Source organism: Flavobacterium sp. N2550 (assembly GCF_025947265.1).
In the GTDB taxonomy this organism is placed as follows: Bacteria; Bacteroidota; Bacteroidia; order Flavobacteriales; family Flavobacteriaceae; genus Flavobacterium; species Flavobacterium endophyticum.
The window spans coordinates 413,135-431,703 of record NZ_CP110007.1 but is presented as its reverse complement, the minus strand read 5'-3'; the positions used below and the strand labels follow the sequence as shown (position 1 = coordinate 431,703).

The following is an 18,569-nucleotide window of genomic DNA, read 5'->3' as shown; positions in this document are numbered from 1 at the left end:
ATGCTTTTTATTTAAATGAAAACGGCGCTAAAAAATAGGAGCTTTTATAATAGTACGGCTGGTTTGTTTTTTTGATTACACCATAAACTACAATGTCCAAGCGTTTTTTTACCCGGATATTGGCTTCATAGCTTACGGTGTCTTCGCTTACGCCTAAAGTTACGTCGGTAACAATCAGGCGCTTTTCGTATTTTTTTACTTTTTCATGAACAGATTCTTTGATCATGTCTTTTAGCTGATTGGCATTTGCCAAAAGATTAAAATCGGTTTCCCAGATAACAGTTCCAAACTCGTCATCGTATTTGTATTCTCCGAAAATCGTTGTGATGATCAGGGAAATATATTGCGCCAGAGATTCTTCGATAGTGACTTTTCTCAAATCTTCGCCGCTTGATAATCGCTTGAAATCAATTGGAATCTTGTAGAATAGGTCTTTCATTTTCTATCGTAAATTTAATTTCTCCTTCTTCATTCAATGTGACTTTGAGTGTATCCCCTTTTTTGATTTCGTTGGAAATAATCATGCGTGAAAGCGGTCTTTTCAGCTGATTTCGGATTGTTCCTTTGATTGGTCGTGCGCCGTATTCTGGCGTGAAGCCCATCAAGGCAATCTGTTCTTTGTCTTTTTCGTCGATATGCAGCGTGATGTCCAATTTTTCTAGTAATTGCAACAATTCTTTCTTTAAGTGAATGTCAAAAATCCTCGAAACGCTTTTTCTGCTGATTGGCGCAAACGGAATGATTTCGGTAAGACGCCCTAAAAACTCTGGCCTGAAATAGCCGGTCATCAATTGAATCAGATCATTTGATTTTGGAATGATCTCTTTTTCAAACGATTTGACGATAAAGTCAGAACCGATATTTGACGTGAAAAGAATCACCGAATTCGAAAAATCACCTTCTTTGCCCAATCTGTCGTGCAATTTTCCTTCATCCAAAATTTGAAGAAAGACGTCAAAAACAGACTTATGTGCTTTTTCAATTTCGTCAAAAAGTACAATGGAATATGGCTTTTGTCTGATTTTATTAACCAAAAGTCCGCCTTCTTCATACCCTACATAGCCTGGAGGCGCACCATATAAAAGCGCAGCAGAATGTTCTTCTTTGAATTCTGACATGTCCAAACGAATGATCGCATTTTCATCTCCGAAAAGGAAATCAGCCAGCGATTTTGCCAATTCTGTTTTTCCAGTCCCTGTTGGTCCTAGGAAGAAAAAAGAGCCGATTGGTTGCCCAGGCTTGGTCAATCCTGAACGGGATTCTAATATGGCATCTGAAACTACTTTTACGGCATGATCTTGGCCGATAACTCTCTTTTTTAAGGTGTTTTCTATGTCAAGCAGGCGTTCGCGTTCATCGGATTTTACTTTTCCTGCTGGAATTCCTGTAATGCCTGATACGACGTGCGACAGGTGAGAAGAAGAAACAATATTTTCTTCGTCATTCAATCGTTCCATATTGGCCAAAAGCCCTTCTAGGTGCGCGATTTTTTGTTCGTTTGCAACGGATGAAAAGTTTTCTTCGCTGTCGCTGAAAAGCTTTCCAGTCTTGTTTTGGATATCGGAATGGAGCCAGACGATTTTTTCTTCTCTCTCTAATTCTTCAATGATATCGTTAATTGCCTCAAGTTGTTTTTTTAGCTCTGGCAGTTCTTTTTTGATGGTTTCTTTGGCAACTTTTAAAGAAGACATCGTCCTGTCGATTAAGTCTAGCGCCGAATCGGGGAGCGATTTTTCTTTTAGGTAGCGTTTTGAAAGTCGAATGGATTCTTTCAAGCCTTCTTCGTCTATGCTGAAATCGTGATGTGTCTGATAATGGGAAATCACGTTCTTAATCATTCTCAAAGCCAGATCTTGATTCGGTTCATGGACTTCCAGCGTTTCAAATCTTCTGGAAAGCGCATCATCCTTGCCTAACGATTTTCTGAATTTTTCTGTAGTTGTAGCTCCGATAAACGTAATGTCGCCTTTGGAAAGTTCTGATTTAATGATGCTTCCGATTCCATTTCCTTGATTGGAGTCGAATAATTCATGAATGTCATCGATGAAAAGTATCGGCTTTTCGTAGTTTTTTACTTCATTGAAAATCTTCTGAAGACGGTCTTCGACTTCTCCTTTGTAGGAAGCGCCAGCAAATAAAGGACCGATGTTGATTTCAAAAACATTGGCGTTGTTAAAGGCGGCCAATATAGTCTTATCGGCAATTTTTCCGCAGAAACCTTCAATGAGCGTTGATTTCCCGACACCAGATTCGCCGATTACGATTACGTGTGGCTTCAATTTTCGGTTCAGGATTTCTGTAATTGTTTTCAATTCTTCATCGCGGCCGATCATCGGAATTGATTCTTTCGACTTATAATGTTTTATTTTGTCCGTACAATATTTGTCTAATGTGGACGAATTTCCTGCTGGATTGATTTTTGTTTTTTCAGAATTGGACTGCGTGCTTGCAGTTCCAGAACCATATAATGATGATAAATCAGTTGGAGTCAGTGGCAAGGATTTTAGCTGGTCGTGCGAAAAGCCAACGCCTGGAGTCACCAATGCTTTTAGAATAGGCACAAAACTGATTTCATCACCTGATTTTTTTGCAATTTCTTCTGCTTCGGCAAGAATGGCATTCATGCCGCTGTCTGGAGCCGGATCGTCGCTTGGCTTTGAAGCTTTTGCATATTCACTGATTCGGATATCAGCCCATTCGTCAAGATAGAAAACATCAATTCCTTTAGAATCAAGCTCTCTCATAAAGTTGAACTGAGGATTCAAAAGCGCCTTTAGCAAATGTGCCGGAGAATATTTTTGATTGAAATTGTCTTTAGCGTATTGCTTTGCAATGTGGATTGCCTGCAAGATGTCTTCTGTGATCATAATTCTCGAATTTAGTTAGTTCTTCTCAATTGTTGTGTCAATCGCAGATCACGGAGTAATTCCTTGTTTTCTTCTTCGTATTCTTTCAATTGTTTGTTCAGCAAATCGATTTCTTTTTTAGAATCGTTGACTTGCAACAGCAACTTTTTGGTTTTTACCAAATCATTGATGGTTATGATTACATTGTCGTATAGCTTCAAGCTTTGGTCAGAATCAGCAGGAATTTTTTCCTTTAGGTCTACCAGTTCAAAACTGATGTTCTGTTCGATAAACTGAAAGCTTTCAGGAGCCTTGTCCAGCGAATCAATCAACACGCCGATATGCTCGATCTTGTCGGAAAATTGTTTTTGGAAGTTAAACTCGGTCAGGATTCGGTCGTTTTCGCTTTTTAAGACCTCATTTTCTTTTAGAGGCAATTTGTAGTTAAAAAATATCGCAAAAAACAATACTCCGGTCGTGATGATAAACATCAGCAGGAACAGTAGGAATGCGGAAGTTCGTTCTTTTCTATTTAAGATATCCATTGTTGGTGTAGATTTTTGGGTTGGTTTATTCTGCTAAAAAAGTTGGCGCTGAGTTTGGCGGATTGTTGTCTTTGTCGTCGTTGCCGAAAAAGCTAACTCTTTCGTTTCTGACAATGTTTTCATTAACAAAAATTCCGGCATCGCGTTTTTTGCCGATATAGTCTAGCTGGTTTAAGATATTGAACAGGTAATCTATTTTTGAAATAAAATTATTCACTTGGTGTACGGTTGGCTCAATATCATACGCTTTGTATTTGGTGTTGATGGTTTCTGAAAAAAGCCTTTCATAATCCCCGCTGGAAATTTCTGTCCATTCTGAAAAATAATTGAAAAGCATTTCTTTTCCATCTCCAGAAAAAGAGTCAAAGCTGTTTTTGATGATTCGTGCCAGGCTTACTGTGTTTTCTAGAACTTCCATCGGCTTCATGGAGAAGTTTTCCCATTTGCTTCTGGTGATATTCTGCGCCACGTAGCTTAAGATTTTTTCGCAAGCTTCAAAAACCATGTTCGCGATTAAGTTTTCGTCTTCGGTACTGTTCCTGAATCTGATTTTTTGAGAAATCTGAACGGCATTGAACTCCATCTGTTTGAAGAACGATTCGTAATTCTCAAACAAGGTAATCAATGTCGGATGGCTGTTGACCGTCAAGCTAGGCGGAATATAATCCGTCAAGATTTCATAACTGTTGGCCGAAGTCTTGAATTTCGCCAGCGGAAATTGCAAAGCGCCGATATTATTTTGGTTTACTTCGCTTTCGATAACGCTTGTCAGGAAATAGCGCGACATCGCATTCGGAAAACGTGGCGGTACTTCTTCCATGTTCTGCTCGCCGGTAGGAATTCTTTGAAACGGATCAACATTCAGCAAAAGAAAGTAATTGTTTTCTTTTAGGTCAAAATCCTTCAATTCGATTTTCTCATTGAACTCTCCTGTATAATCGGTGATTTCAATTCTTCCACCGCCAGGTGTCACTGCTTTGATAAGCTTGATGCTTACGCTCAATTCATTATGCGCATCTATAGAAATCGAATATTGGAAAGGCCGTGTCAGGTTTGTAGACATCAAGCCATAATTCAGTTCGTTTACGCCTAAATTTCGCGCATCGCGGACCAAATCTTCAATATTGTCCTGCAAGGTGATGAAGTGATTTTTGTTTATTTTCATTCCATCAATCCAGTTTACTGGAAAGTGTTTAATATTTTCAGCCATAATTAAAAAATTATATTCGTTGACAAATTATCGTTGCTCCGTCTTTGATGTTATTGGTGTCTATTGCTAAATCAGGATCGATGTAATCGGATGAGCTGAACCATTTTGGCTTGGTGTAGAAATACCATCCATACGGCTGGTTTTTGTCGTCCAGATAACGGACTTGGCTGTTAGGATTCTTCTCGTTGTAATCGTTTATGAAATAATAAAACAGTTTTCCAAAGTCGAAAGCACGTGGCGCTTTTACTTTGAAATTAATGATTGTTGAATCATTTGCTTTTTTCGTGAATACTAAATTTACGATAATTATATTTCGCATTTCAGAAATTTGCGGAGCAGGATATTTCGTATTTACGGGATAGAACCATCTTTTGTGAAGCTTTGCCGGAATCGAAATAGCGGTTTTGAAAAGCGTAAAACAAAATGTTGGAACCAAAAAGAACAACATCGTCCCAAGATAATAGTACATGTAAACTAACTCTTGGAAATGTCCTATAAGCATGATTACAAAGGCTTCCAAGAAAATTCCGGAAACAATAGCTATGAAGATTTCTTTATAGAGTTCTTTGGCTTCGAATTGCTTGAAATACAAATAGAAAAAAGTTAAATGTACGGCTCCAGCAATCAGCAGGTATACTTGAAATGAGATGAATCGGATATTAACTGTCGTGTCTTTTAAATTGAATAAAATCGCGCCGAAAATCAGTAGCATTAATCCTTGGCAAATAATATAGATGAAGAAGCTTTTTTTCTCTTGTCTGAATTTTGGCGTTTTCATGCCAATAAACATGCTGATAATCATCGCTATTGCAATGGCTAAAAAGATATAGACAAGCGTTTCGCCCCCGCCAATTTGATTTAGATATTTTCTCATATTACTGTTGATATTCCTAGTCTTGATTTATAAATTGTGTCATCCATTGCAAATAGCTCGTCTTCTGAATTTAATTGGATTTCAAAAGAATATTGTACTTGAAAAGGAAGAAAAAGGTTAAAGAACGTGGTTAAAAAATTTTCTAGAACTTGATCGTTGAAATAATTAGGAAGGTTGTCGGGATTCGTTAAAGGTCCGATAGTGAAATTATATTTCTTTAGAAAAATTTCCTGATTGCTCTGCAAGGTTGTCGTGATTCCCATAATCATCTCTCCCGAATCTTCTACGACATCATGGCCGTTTTCCAATTGGATGTTTTTAGATGTATACGAAATCTTTTCGCCCAATATTTTTTCAAGAATTGCAGTAATATCAGAGATATTCTGTCCAGAATTTCCTTTGAGCTTCATCAAAGCGTAAAACATTTTTACGGTCAAGAGATCGGGAATATTTTTTTCGACGCCAAGAATCATCCTGATAATATCGGCAATTCCGTTCGTGCTTAGTTTTGAAAAGAAATCGGACTCGTATCGTTCAATCTGGTGTCGGAATCGGAATAGCTCATTTTCTAAAGGATTATAGAAATGGCGAGCTTCTTTTTCTTCCTTTTTACGGATTTTAAATTCTTGCGAAGCATCATTTCTTTGATCACGATTTCTGTAATTATGCGTGATGCTTTCAGGCAAGATGTCATAGAATCCATCACGACTGATATCGATGTTCAAGATGTCTGAATCATTTACATCAGTAGTAATGTTCATCGTGTCCTTGCTGAATTTCCTGTAAAAAACGCCATTCGGCTTAAGAACCACATCTAGGTCGTCGGTCCTGTTTTTTAAAAGCGTATCAAATAACAGCTCGACCCTTAAGTCAAAAGGCGTCAAGTTTCTGTAATTTTCAACAAAAAAGCGATTTTTTATCATACCCCAATTATTGTTTAAATCTGCCGGCGGCTACGAAATTTTTTTTCCAAAAAGCTTTTTTTAAGCTTGAGATTTCAACTCCTCCAACTTGATTTGCCGCAAAAAACTTGTTGTTTTTAAGATAAATTCCAACATGAGAGATTATTTTTTCTTCAGTAATTCTGAAGAAAACCAAATCTCCTTCGCGCAATTTTTCGTTAGACTTAAACAATTCAATCCTATTGTCCATGCTCATTTCTGAAGCAGTTCTCGGAAGGTCTTTTTTATACACATACGTATAAAGCTCTTGCATTAAGGCTGAGCAATCGATTCCGTTTCGCGTTTCTCCCCCATAAACATATTTTGTGCCTTCCCAGCTTTTTATAAAATTATATAGTTTCTCATTTAATATTTCTGTTTCGCTGACTTCTAATTTTTTTGCGAAATATTTTTTGTCCTCATCGCTCAAAACAGTATTGTAAGTATGTTTGTTGCCAGCTCCTTTTTTTGTGCTTCCAGCTTGCGAAGCCACAAAATCATCGGTGATAGCAAAGTCTTTTTTAGGCAGACAAGAAACAAAACATATAGGCATAAGGCTTAAAAAAACAATCTTTTTAAACATAATTAACGGCGGTTTAGTTCAGAAACTTTACTAAAATAGCTAAATAATCTTTTGTGCTTTTGAAGGGGGAAGCTGATTATTTAAACCTAAAAATTTTGGGAACTAATTTATACATTTAGGATTTAAAATCCTTTTCTATGATGTTAAATTAATACTTTTTACCCACAAAACTCACAATTAACATTTGGATAAAGCGAATTTAACAAAATATTATCATTAATTATGAAGGTAGTAAAATCAAGCATTGACGGTTTAAATATATGTTAATTCATTGTCACTTTAACAATAATTTTTTTGATAAAGTATTTTAACATGAAAAACGAAAGGAAATTTTTATAAATTTGGAATAAGACAAATTTCGCTTATTTATCGCCCCCAGCAGTTTATAATTTACCAATATTATAAAATGAATAAGAGTAATCAAATAAAAACCCACTTTGATGGAAAAATTATATTGTTCTTCATTATAATTTTTGTCATTTCTTGTGGCTTACTGGCCTTCAAAATAAACAACAAAGCGATTTGTACTGTTAAAGAGTTTAAGATTGATGCTCCAACCTTTAAAGCAGGGGAGCTCATTACCTTTTCAGATAATACGCCTAACTCGTATGAGTGGAGGTGGTATTTTGGCGACGGAAGTAAAATCTCGTACCGCTCAAAAGTCGCGCATTCCTTTTCAAAACCTGGAAAGTACACTGTAAAGCTTTTAATAAATAACAACTGTACTATTGAAAAAACAATCACAATTCTTCCGAAAAATGATGTGATTGATGAAAGTCTATTGCCTAAATTTTATGCCCCAAAAGTAGTGTATGAAGGAGAAAAAGTGCAATTCAAAGACTCTACTTCACATGCTAAATCGTGGGAATGGAGATTTGGAGATGGAATCAAGATCGATGCGATTGATCAGAATCCTACCTATGTATATAGAATTCCAGGTGAAAAAATAGTTTCGTTAGTCGTTAATGGCGACATAAAATACGTAAAGCAGGTAAAAATAACAGTACTGCCTGCCAAAAAAGAAGTAAAAGATGTTGTTTCTGAAAGATTAGAAAGAAGAAGCAATTCTAGAGCGGATATCGTTGGCGATTATTTCAAGCAATTGCCTGATGCTCCAAAACGCAGTCCGGAACTTGCGGGCCTCAATGAAGAAAAGTTTAAAGCGATACTTTTAGGCATCAGCGAAGACAAGCTTTCTTTTGAAAACGTAAAAAGATATTTCTGTGAAGACGACCTGCCGCTAGTCAAGCTACGCAATGGCAAGACAATTTCTTTAAAAGATTTAGATGAAGCAATCAGAGACAGGAATATCAATATTAAAAAAATCGAATTGCAAAAAGACCAAGATGGTTGTGTGACTATAATCAACTTGAACTACAGATATAAGACAATTTTTTAAAGCTCTTTTTCTATACTAACATTAACATTTAATACTAGACAGCATGGCGAATTCATTTTCAAACAGTTATGGAATTGGGGGTAACGAAGTCAGACAAGAAGGTCAGGAAAGTATCCTTGAAATCCCTCAAAATAAAACTTTAATCGCTCAGAAATTAACACCTAATACGCCTGTACGGCCAGAAATTGTTACAGGATTAAAAAATATGGACGAAGTTTTCGAACACTTTGACCCAAAAATCAACGTGGCTTTTGAAGATGACGAGGGAAGAATTACCCGCGAAGAATTAGGATTTAAAAATATTGGCGATTTTTCAATCAATGGGCTCATTGCACAAAGTCCGTTTTTGGCTGACTTAAAAACTAAAAATGAGCAATACCAAAAAATGATCAAACAGCTTAAGACCAACAAAGTCCTAAAGCTGGCGCTTCAAGATCCGGAAGCTAGACAATCAATCATCGAAACAATCGAAGCATTAATAAAAGAAATCGAACAAACTGATAAATAAGTAAGCCATGGCAAATCAAGAAAACACTAAAGCAACGAATAATACATTGGCGAGTCAGGAACGTTCAACGAGAACTCTGGAGCAAAATGTTGAATCTTTTATACAGTACGGAGGCTTTGACCTTCTGGAGGGCGCCATCGAAGGCGTACAAAACTTAAATCCAGAAAGAAAGGCACGTAAAAACATTTTCTTAAGCGAAAGCAGCAAAAAAGCCGAGCGCCAAGCTTTGAAAACAGTCTTGAAACTTTGGGCTGATTCTTTAAAAACGACAGACAACTTATTGGACTTGGTTTCTGAAAGCACTAAAAAATCAGAACTTGCAGAACAAGCCTTAAAGAAAAATCTTTCTATCGCTGTTGCTGAATCCAAAGAATTAGAAGAAAACTACAGAACAATCTCTCTATTCTATAAAAATACAGAAGAAAGCAAAGTCAAAAACATTTCCATCATGAACGCTGAGCTGGATCAGTTAAAAGATCTTGACAATTCGCGTTTCATCGATAACATCCAAGAAGAATTGGTAAATGGCTTTGATCGTTTAGACTTGCGTCAGAATTACTCGCTTTTGGTTATTCCAGGTTATCTAGGATCCAACAAAGTGATTGAAAAATGGGCCAAAATTGCCTATGACAATAAAGTAATGCTGATTACAGATTTCCAACATTTAGACGAACCGGATGATGTAATGGAAATGTTCGAATCGGCAAACCTAACAGGAGGTGATACCTACCGTTCCAATGTCATGATGGCGTGCAACTGGCTTGTGGGTCGTGGCAAACATGATGAGATTGAAGAAGCCGATCACTTATACATTCCACCTTCCACGGCTTTGGCAGGAAAAGTTTATAATACTTTGATGTCGCAAGTAACGGCCGGTAAAAAATACGGAGGAATCAACGAAGTTGACGGTGTTAAGTTTGACTTGAAGAAAAGCGAAATTGCCAATCTTGAAAACTTGGGATTGATTCCGATGGTAAACGAATACGGAAAAGTAATGGCTTTTTCTGGAAAAACGCTTTTCAACGGAGACAACCTTGGACTTCAGACGTATTCTGTAGTGCGTGTTTTTGACTATGTGACGAAAGTTTTGATGGATTTCTTAAACCGTAGAGCTTTTGAAAACTTCAATGCAAAAACCAGAAAAGAAATCTTGAATCAGATCGTGAAATTCTTAGACAATGTTGCGGGACCAGATAAGCTGATTGAAGATTTTGAAATCAAAAGGTTTGAGCAAGACCCAAATCAAAAAGACAGAATCTTTTTGGATATCCGATTGAAACCGTATTTTCCGGCTAAAAATTTCCTTATTAAAATGGACGGACAAAAAGGCGATGACGGAAACGATTGGGATACTGAATATGCAGAATCAAAATAATATAGCAAATTTCAAATAACAATTTTATAATATTAATATACAGGGTATTGCAGATTAATTTTTGATAATTTAACGTCGAATTAATTGTATTTGTATCAAAAAAATGCTATCTTAGAATACCAAAATATAAAAGTAAAATAGAATAGAAAATCCCCCCAACTTCTATCACAATTAATAAATTTTAATCTTTAAATTTTTTTATTATGTCATTCAAATCAAAACTAAAAGTTGGCGGAAAGGAATTAAACATTTTGAACGCTTCGTATGATTTGCATCAAGAAGTAGATGCTAGTGGTCGCCCATCATCTGTTACCAGAGGGGGAACAATCAATTTAACTGTCGAATCAACTGGAGATTCATTCTTTTTTGAATGGATGACCAACAACTTCGAAAGAAAAGACGGATCAATCCAGTATGTGAAGCGTGATACAGACGCTAAACTTAAAGAAATGAACTTCAAGGAAGGATATCTGGTAAAATACAGAGAATCTTTCGATGCTCAAGATGGTAATCCATTGACCGAGACTTTCACAATTTCTGCAAAAGAAATTTCAATGGGCGGCGGTGAGCACATTAATGAATGGGTTTAATTCAATTAGAATTACTTTAAAGTTTTTAATGATGAAGGGTTTGTAATACTGCATTCCCTTTATCATTATATCTTACTATTTGCAGTTTTTTTAATTATTTAAATCTATCTACTTATGTCATTTTTAGCAAAGCTTGAAATTGACGGAGAGGTGTTGAATGTCTTAGAATTTCAATGCACTCTTGGTCAAGATACTGATAAAAGCGGTAAGCCATCTGCCGATCCGGCCGGTGGAAAGATCCGGATTGTTGTAGAATCTACAAAAAGCACAATGCTGTTTGATTGGATGGTTAGTAATTCGCAGACCAAAAATGGAAAATTGACCTTTTACAGGCGAGATGCTATTTCAAAAATGCGCGAGCTCCAATTCAAAGAAGCCTATTGCATCCGATATGATGAACTTTTCATTGCTTATAATACGATGTCTATGAAAATTGAGATCGTAATTTCAGCTAAAGAAATAAACATGAACGGTTCACAATTTGCCAGAAACTGGCCATTGAAATTCTAAAATAAAGTTTTATGGACGAACTTAATACTAAATTTTTTATAGGGTTGAGTTGGCATTTCGGCGGAGGTCCAAAATCTTATTTCAGCGGTACGGCCGGCGTTGGCGTTAGTCGAAGATTTGGCCCGGTTGAACCAGGTATCAATATTGCTATCAATGCCTATAATGGAGGTATTGGTACGCGCTCCGACAGCAATGCCATGAATTTTGACACTGTCTTGACAGGCAAGATTACGGCTGGTGGCGGACATGCAAACCCAATGTCTGTGTATCCTTTGCATATGGAGAGCGGAACGGGAATGGAAGATACCTATAGATATTCGGCGACACTCGGAACCAGCTTGATATTAAACAATAATAATAGAAACCAACAAGTCGGTTTTTTGCAATTAAGAGCCAGTGATTTTGGATTCCAATTTTATAATGATTTTGGAGGCTTCAAAAAAATAGGCATTGCAGACGGACATGATCGTTGGTGGACAGGAGGTGGAAAAGTCATTGTCGGAAACAACAGAAGCAACTACCAAATGATAGTAGCTAGCGACGTTTTTACGGCTGATACCGATTCTGAGAATGTTCTGGATTCTGAAGCTGCAGATCGTAGCCTTAAAGAATTTGAGCAAAGACATATCGGAAGCAGCGGATTTGAAAAATTCTCTGATAAAGCATTCAATTATACTCCGACCTCGGCTTCAGAAGTGGGTCAGGAATTTTTAAATGCAAAAAGAGGCGGAGTCGCTTGGAATCCGAATGCCCATTCTTTTGATTTAAACCAAGGAAGGACTTCTTTTCATGCCAGAACGCCGCAAGGTAGTTTCGGAATCAATGGTCTTGGACAAAGCCATATGTATTCGCAAGACTTGATTCACCGATTTATTAACTTTCACCTGATTCCATCCGAAAGGCCAAATTATTGGGAAGTACAGACCGGACCAAATATAAACACAGGATTTTGATGAAAAAAAAAATAGGAATCATGTTGCTGGCAGTCGCATTTTTCTCTTGTTCAAAAAGCATGTATACCAAACAAGACTACCGTTTGTTTGAAGAAAACTTTCTTCTTTCCCCAAATACGCCCCTACGGACTGATGGGGTTTACGTTTTAGAATCTGTTTGGAATAAAGACACGGGAGAGCGAAAAGCTGACGAACATATTTTCTATAAATTTTATAATACAGGACAAGCAAATCTTACGGTTGACCTGGATAAGACGATAAATACAAACCAAGAATATCTTGAAAGCATTAAGAAACATATTGCTTCTACAAATAAAGGTGGATTCAAGACACATTTGGAAGGATATTATCATTTAGAAGGAAATAAAATTATCATCGAACGCATCACAGTTCCTAGAGATGTGGCCGTTTACAGCTATGGTTATGTAGAAAATGGGAAGCTGGTAATTGTTACCGAAACCATCGAAGGAAAAGGCAAGCTGAATGATAAATATTTTACAGATTTTTATAAGGCAACGTATGTGTTTCTTCCACTGGAAAAATCAGAGCTTGAAAACTTGAAGCCTGGCTGGTAAAAAAATATAAATTATGAAGATTAGAAAAATATATACACTCCTATTTTTTTTGTTGATTATGCAATCGTATGGTCAAGAAAAAAAATATGTCGTTTCTGATTTTGATAATGCTTATCTTCAAGAAATAAAAGCGGAAAATTCAGAACTCTCTGCGAGAATCAAAACCTTTCCCCAAGAAATTCAAGACCTGAATAAAAAAGTAGCGATGGCCATTCGAAATAATGATGACGCCAAAGCCTTAGAGCTCGCAATCGAGATGGATAAAAAATTTCCAAAAAATGCCGATATAAAAAATTTCATCGGCAAGTTGCAAGCCAAAGCACTGAAATATGACGAAGCCTTAGTCTTTTTTGACGAAGCTTTACTTATAAACCCAGACAATAAATGGTTTTATATAAACAAAGCCACAGCCTTGGCAGAAAATAATAAAAGCCAAGAAGCCATGAAAACCATCGAAAAGTTGAATTCTAAATTCCCGAACTGGAGCATTGGCTATAATTTCAAAGCCTCTCTGTTTCGCGATATGAATCAGCAAAATGAAGCCTTAAAAGCATACAATCTTGCCATAATTTCAGAACCCAAAAGCGCCCAGATATTTACAAATAGAGGCGACTTTTTGTTAGAACTAAGCAAGGAAGAACAAGGAATTGCCGATTATAAAAAAGCATTAGAAATCCAGCCTGATTATGCCAGAGCCCAAGAGAAGCTGAAATCGATTTCAAAGACAGTTTCTGAAAAGAAATAACACAAGTTTAAAAAAGTAGCATCATGCCAATCAGTACCCAGATAAAAATAGAAATTGCAGGAGAAACTCTTACCCGTTTTTCAAAATTAGTGATTGACCAAAAAGTACACACACACCACAGGTTTTCGCTATTGCAACCGCTGCCTAAGGAATTTGTAGGCGAAGCCATCGACAAAGCCCAAAACTATATCGGGCAATCTATAAAGATCATGATCAGTCCGTCAAATATGATGACAGCTTCGCCATTGACCTTCAACGGTATTATCACAGAAGCACAGATGGTCAGAACAGCTGGAGCTTCGGGAGGCATAATTATCAACGGATACAGCCCGACTATTTTATTAGAAGGAACACCAAATATCAAATCGTATACAGATAAATCACTTTCTGATATCGTTCAAGAAGTATTGAGCGGTTATTCTGCAGATAGCTTGAAACCTGCTGTTTCTGTTCAAAAAGATGCTACTTTGCCGTACACTGTCCAATATTCTGAAAGCGATTTTTCGTTTTTATGCAGGATTGCACAGAAAAAAGGACAATGGTTCTATTTCAATGGAGAAGAATTGGTTTTTGGCAAGCCGAAATCCAAAGATTTTACTTTAGAATATGGAAGGACGCTGCATTCGTTCAATATCGAAATGCGGGCAAAGTCACTCGGATTCGAATATTTGGGTTATGATCCTTCAAATGGGGAAGTCCAAACTGCAAGCTCATCCGAAGTCAACTATGAGCCAAACGGCTACTCGAAATCTGTATTTGAATCCTCAAAAAAACTATTCCCAAATACTTCAACGATGCTGTATTCGCATTCTTTGGAAGAAGGAAATTCTAAAACACATCTGACCGACCGTGTCACAACCCAATTGCAATCTCGCTCCGCTGACTTAGTGACTGCTAAAGGAGATTCTGATGAAACCGGACTTAGAATAGGCGATGTCATTAATATCAAAGAACCTGCTTTTTCATTGACGGGCAACCTGTCTGACGGATTGCAGGAGCAAAATTTCGGAAGCTATATTATTACCGATATCATGCACATTTGCGATGAATCGGGCAATTACCATAATAGCTTTGATGCCGTTCCAGATTCTGTTGCTTCGCCGCCTTATGGGAACGTACACAGTTTTCCAGTCGCCGAATCACAACCTGCAACGGTAATTTCAAACGATGATCCTGCTGGTCTTGGACGAGTACAAGTCGCTTTTGCATGGCAGAAAATTTCAGGGACAAATACGCCTTGGATTCGAATGACAAATCCGCATTCTGGCGGAGGAAAGGGATTTTATTTTATTCCTGAAGTCGGAGAAGAAGTACTCGTGGCTTTTGAAAGTGGCAATGCTGAAAAGCCTTTTGTATTAGGAGCAATGTATAATGGAGCCGCCTTGAGCGAATACCATACCTCTGGAAATGATAAAAAAGTAATTCAGACCCGATCGGGCACAAAAGTAATCATGAACGATGCCGAAGGAAGCATTTTTATTGAAGATCCGAGTGGCAATACGTGGTTGATGGATGGCAAAGGCAACATCAATGTGAATGCTCCCAAAAATATGACATTTACCATTGGAGAAAACTTTAATATTTCCGTAGGAAAAGATATGATTACGAATATTGGCGAAAACAGGACGACTAACGTTACGATGAAAGACCGACTGCAAGCCCAAGAAGCTTTCGAGACAATCAACGAAAACAAGACCGTCAAAGTAAACGGCGATCTGAAAGAAAATACCGGAACGACAACACACAAGGCAGAACAAGGAGATATATTTTTCCAAAGCGCAGGCGTTGCCAAGGTGCTCGGAGCTATAGATGCCAAAGTAAACAAAGGCTAATTCAGCAAAAAATGAAACTAATACGACCCTCTTTTTTCGTTTTACTGCTGCTATTGGCCTGCAGTAGTTCCTGCAAAGAAAATAACGCAAAAAACACAAATACAGCTAACGCAAATAAAGATCATAGCACAAAAATAATGGATATAGAAAAATTTTACTGGGAAGAAAACATCAATAGTCCATTAGGGTATCCGATTGAAGTCTACAAAGGAGGCCTCGAAGCAGAAGACGGAAGCTACGTAAGCCTAAGCCTTGGTCCAGACGCAGGCAATTGGGGCGAACTTGGAAGTGGTATGAGCTCTGGAGAAAAACCAGTTCCTAATCGACTTAATGTGACTTGGATTTCTTACGCAGAAAACGTTTTTTACGATATCGATACTGAAATTGACCATAACAAGATGGTGAAATTATTCAAAGAAGGTTATGAAGAAAATAATAAAAAGTGGGGTAGGAGAAAAGAAAATTATAGAACCATAATCGTAGGTTTTGCTCCTGGCGGAGTTGCTGTCATTTGGCTGGCTGGCGCTGCAAAACAAGTAGAAATTGGCAGGTATCAAGCGTCTAAAATCAAAATTTCTCAAGAAGAAATAAGCAAGCTTGACGACCATGACAAGCTTCTTTTTGATGAAGCCAATGTCAAAAGGATTATGTCGAAAGAAAGCTTTGTACCATTGGAAGTCCAAAAAGCAAACCAAAATAAACCGATCCCTTTTGGATTATGGGACACCTACAGAAAAACATACGATTGGAAGATTGATTTTGTTGTCGACAATGGTGGAAAGGTAGCCGATTTTAGCTATACGTTGTTTAATGGTGAACGCGATGAAATTTTTCCTGAAAACTTGCCTGAAAAATCAGTTGCCAAAAGAGCCATTCCAAAACAGTTAAGTCTTGGCTGGTACGATCAAGCCGGACAGCTTTACGGCGGTTCTCTCGATTTTAATGAAAAAGAAATTTTCAATGCATTTGCATCTATTTATGAAAGCGACCCGAATGCAAAAGCAACCTTGGTGCTTACCGTAAATAAGACAAATACGTATGTAACTGTAGCGTTAAAAACCGACGATAAGACAATACCATTAAAAGAAAACAACATCAATATTTTCAAATCTCGTAAAAAATAGATTGAAAATTTTGGACTGCTACAATTAATAGAATGACCATGGGTAAAAGTTTTGTATATAACACTGGCGAATCAAAAGCTCCTGAAGAAGAGCTGGAACTGACTTTTGGTGTCTTTATCGATGGAACATTGAACAACAAGACAAACACAGAGCTTAGAAGAAAATATAGGAATGGCGGTGTTGAAAATTTAACCGATGACCAGATTTCTGAGTCCGTAAAAAGAGACGAAGAAGCCTACAAAAAGCTAATGAAAAGAGGCGTTCCTTCAAACCCTACCGAATACGAACAATATTTGATCGGCTCCCATAGAACCTACATGGATAAGATGGGAACTGATAACAGCTATAGCAACGATTACACTAACGTAGCCCGAATGTGGAAATATTGCGACAAGGAATATCGTATTTATGTTGAAGGTATGGGTACAGATGACAAGCAGAAAGACAGCCAAGATGGTTTTGCCTTCGGAGCTGGATTGACCGGAGTCAGAGCCAAAGTAAGAAAGGCCTGCGAAATCATGTCCAATAAGATTAACGAGGAGAAAAGAAAAGGAAATAACCGAAATAAAGTACTGACCAAAATAACTATAGATGCGTTTGGTTTCAGCCGTGGTGCTGCTTCCGCCCGAAATTTTGTCCATGAAGTAAATGTCAAAAAAGAATACGAGCCAAAACCGTTTAGTATGCCCGATGGCTATTATCCAATTAACCCGTATTCAGAAGGAATGCCGGTCAGAAAATACAGAAGAACTATAGGCGATGCAGACGGTTTGGAAATAAATTCTGAAATTCTGGTAGAAGGAAAACTTCCAAGAATGGGACATTTGGGATACAGTATTCTTAAAAATACCGACATAACCCCCGAAGAACTAGAAGACATTACACTCGTTGTAAGATTTGTAGGTATTTATGACACGGTTTCTTCCTACGGAGAATCTGGAGGAAGGCTAGGCGAATACGACGTCAATGGCGAACTGAAAGACGACGGTTTTTTTAAGAAAGCGGCCACAGAGGTAGTTTCAACTCATTTCGATGACGATGTAGAAGAACTGCAATTGAATAACTTGGGTTATTTTCAAAAAATGGTACATTTTACAGCAAAAGACGAACATCGAAAAAATTTCTCGCTGACGAGAATCCGCCAGATTAAGGACAGAGCGATTGAAAAAAATCTTCCGGGCGTGCATTGTGACATCGGCGGCGCTTATGAAACGGAAACGGAATATAAAGACGAAATAGAAACGTCTAACCACAAGCCGCTTTGGCAGCTCAAGAGTTATATGAACGAACTGATTGCCGGAGGCTGGTTTAAGGATGATCAGATAGAAATAAACAATAAGTTTTGGAATTTCATGACGAGTGGCCTTGTGTATAGAAAGCTAAGCGGAACGCGCTATCTTAAAAAAGAATACAGCTACTTGCCGCTACATTTTATGGAAGAATTCGGCAAGGAGATAATGAAGACGAAAGAAAAAAGCAATGCCCTGATCGATGATTTGACAATTCAATATAGTGTGGAAGGCCATCCGCTGTTAGTAAGCGCAAAATCCTATATGGAAGGCTATATGAAAGATGAAATTCCAGAATGGGATTTCGTAAGCGATGAAGAACTGGCAAAAAGAAAGCAGGACAGAATCAATAGAGAAAATCTCGAGAAGATGCTCGAAGAAATAGAAAAGAATAAAATCTATCAAGAGCAAAATTCGTCTAGATTTGATGGACAAAGACAATATTGGCCTACGATGCCTCCAGGATTAGGAGAAGACCCACAGCCACAACTAGAACAAGACGAAAATATACGGACAACCACTTTAGAAGAAGTTGTAGTAACAGCCTATCATCCTCAGACGCTTTTGAGAAAATTGCGAAATGAATATTTCCATTGGTCGGCATCCAGAGATTGGTTTGGAATGGAGCCCAATAACGACAGAAAGCGAAGAGAACATTAAAAGATTAAAG

General features: G+C 37.6%; 18 protein-coding genes. 11 read left to right on the top strand and 7 right to left on the bottom strand.

Going from position 1 to position 18,569, the window contains the following annotated elements; all coding sequences use genetic code 11:
• Positions 1–7 precede the first annotated feature (7 nt).
• Genes OLM56_RS01905 through OLM56_RS01875 form a run of 7 tightly spaced genes read right to left on the bottom strand, consistent with a single transcriptional unit; the run spans position 8 to position 6,999 of the window.
• A complete protein-coding gene (locus OLM56_RS01905; protein WP_121375376.1) occupies positions 8–439 on the bottom strand; it encodes a GPW/gp25 family protein in 432 nt (143 codons plus the stop codon).
• Positions 408–2,867, bottom strand: coding sequence for an AAA family ATPase (locus OLM56_RS01900; protein ID WP_264528128.1), 2,460 nt, complete (start codon positions 2,865–2,867; stop codon positions 408–410). Before OLM56_RS01900 ends, OLM56_RS01905 begins: the two co-directional genes overlap by 32 nt.
• A gap of 11 nt (positions 2,868–2,878) precedes the next feature.
• Positions 2,879–3,391 (bottom strand): type VI secretion system transmembrane protein TssO, encoded by a 513-nt coding sequence (locus OLM56_RS01895; RefSeq protein WP_182492886.1) that lies wholly within the window; start codon positions 3,389–3,391, stop codon positions 2,879–2,881.
• A gap of 25 nt (positions 3,392–3,416) precedes the next feature.
• Positions 3,417–4,601 (bottom strand): hypothetical protein, encoded by a 1,185-nt coding sequence (locus tag OLM56_RS01890; RefSeq protein WP_121375373.1) that lies wholly within the window; start codon positions 4,599–4,601, stop codon positions 3,417–3,419.
• A gap of 10 nt (positions 4,602–4,611) precedes the next feature.
• Positions 4,612–5,475: a TssN family type VI secretion system protein gene (locus OLM56_RS01885; RefSeq protein WP_121375372.1), complete on the bottom strand. Its 864-nt coding sequence runs from the start codon at positions 5,473–5,475 to the stop codon at positions 4,612–4,614.
• Positions 5,472–6,398 (bottom strand): hypothetical protein, encoded by a 927-nt coding sequence (locus tag OLM56_RS01880; RefSeq protein WP_121375371.1) that lies wholly within the window; start codon positions 6,396–6,398, stop codon positions 5,472–5,474. The genes OLM56_RS01885 and OLM56_RS01880 overlap by 4 nt, the downstream gene beginning before the upstream one ends.
• Before the next feature lie 7 nt (positions 6,399–6,405).
• On the bottom strand, positions 6,406–6,999 hold the full coding sequence (locus OLM56_RS01875) for a C40 family peptidase (protein WP_121375370.1): 594 nt from the start codon (positions 6,997–6,999) through the stop codon (positions 6,406–6,408).
• Between the two features lie 406 nt (positions 7,000–7,405).
• On the opposite strand from OLM56_RS01875, the gene OLM56_RS01870 reads away from it, so the two are divergent.
• The 11 genes from OLM56_RS01870 to OLM56_RS01820 all read left to right on the top strand — a co-directional run bounded on the left by OLM56_RS01870 (position 7,406) and on the right by OLM56_RS01820 (position 18,559).
• Positions 7,406–8,398 (top strand): PKD domain-containing protein, encoded by a 993-nt coding sequence (locus tag OLM56_RS01870; protein WP_121375369.1) that lies wholly within the window; start codon positions 7,406–7,408, stop codon positions 8,396–8,398.
• 43 nt (positions 8,399–8,441) lie between these two features.
• Positions 8,442–8,906, top strand: coding sequence for a hypothetical protein (locus OLM56_RS01865; protein WP_121375368.1), 465 nt, complete (start codon positions 8,442–8,444; stop codon positions 8,904–8,906).
• Between the two features lie 7 nt (positions 8,907–8,913).
• Positions 8,914–10,281: a DUF5458 family protein gene (locus OLM56_RS01860; protein WP_121375367.1), complete on the top strand. Its 1,368-nt coding sequence runs from the start codon at positions 8,914–8,916 to the stop codon at positions 10,279–10,281.
• 203 nt (positions 10,282–10,484) lie between these two features.
• The gene (gene tssD, locus OLM56_RS01855; protein ID WP_056067940.1) at positions 10,485–10,871 is read left to right on the top strand and encodes a type VI secretion system tube protein TssD; all 387 of its coding nucleotides are present in this window, start codon (positions 10,485–10,487) and stop codon (positions 10,869–10,871) included.
• A 114-nt stretch (positions 10,872–10,985) separates the two neighbouring features.
• Positions 10,986–11,381, top strand: coding sequence for a type VI secretion system tube protein TssD (tssD, locus tag OLM56_RS01850; protein ID WP_121375366.1), 396 nt, complete (start codon positions 10,986–10,988; stop codon positions 11,379–11,381).
• Positions 11,382–11,392: 11 nt separating this feature from the next.
• Positions 11,393–12,334 (top strand): polymorphic toxin type 23 domain-containing protein, encoded by a 942-nt coding sequence (locus tag OLM56_RS01845; protein WP_264528127.1) that lies wholly within the window; start codon positions 11,393–11,395, stop codon positions 12,332–12,334.
• Positions 12,334–12,909 carry a hypothetical protein gene (locus OLM56_RS01840; RefSeq protein WP_264528126.1) on the top strand — a complete coding sequence of 192 codons (576 nt, stop codon included), beginning with the start codon at positions 12,334–12,336 and terminating at the stop codon, positions 12,907–12,909. Before OLM56_RS01845 ends, OLM56_RS01840 begins: the two co-directional genes overlap by 1 nt.
• Before the next feature lie 13 nt (positions 12,910–12,922).
• Positions 12,923–13,654: a tetratricopeptide repeat protein gene (locus tag OLM56_RS01835; RefSeq protein WP_264528125.1), complete on the top strand. Its 732-nt coding sequence runs from the start codon at positions 12,923–12,925 to the stop codon at positions 13,652–13,654.
• Between the two features lie 23 nt (positions 13,655–13,677).
• Complete coding sequence (locus tag OLM56_RS01830; protein WP_121375362.1) at positions 13,678–15,486, top strand: type VI secretion system Vgr family protein; 1,809 nt, start codon at positions 13,678–13,680, stop codon at positions 15,484–15,486.
• Between the two features lie 11 nt (positions 15,487–15,497).
• Positions 15,498–16,610 (top strand): DUF2931 family protein, encoded by a 1,113-nt coding sequence (locus OLM56_RS01825; protein ID WP_264528124.1) that lies wholly within the window; start codon positions 15,498–15,500, stop codon positions 16,608–16,610.
• A gap of 38 nt (positions 16,611–16,648) precedes the next feature.
• Positions 16,649–18,559, top strand: a complete 1,911-nt coding sequence (locus tag OLM56_RS01820; RefSeq protein WP_264528123.1) for a DUF2235 domain-containing protein — start codon at positions 16,649–16,651, stop codon at positions 18,557–18,559.
• Positions 18,560–18,569: the final 10 nt, after the last annotated feature.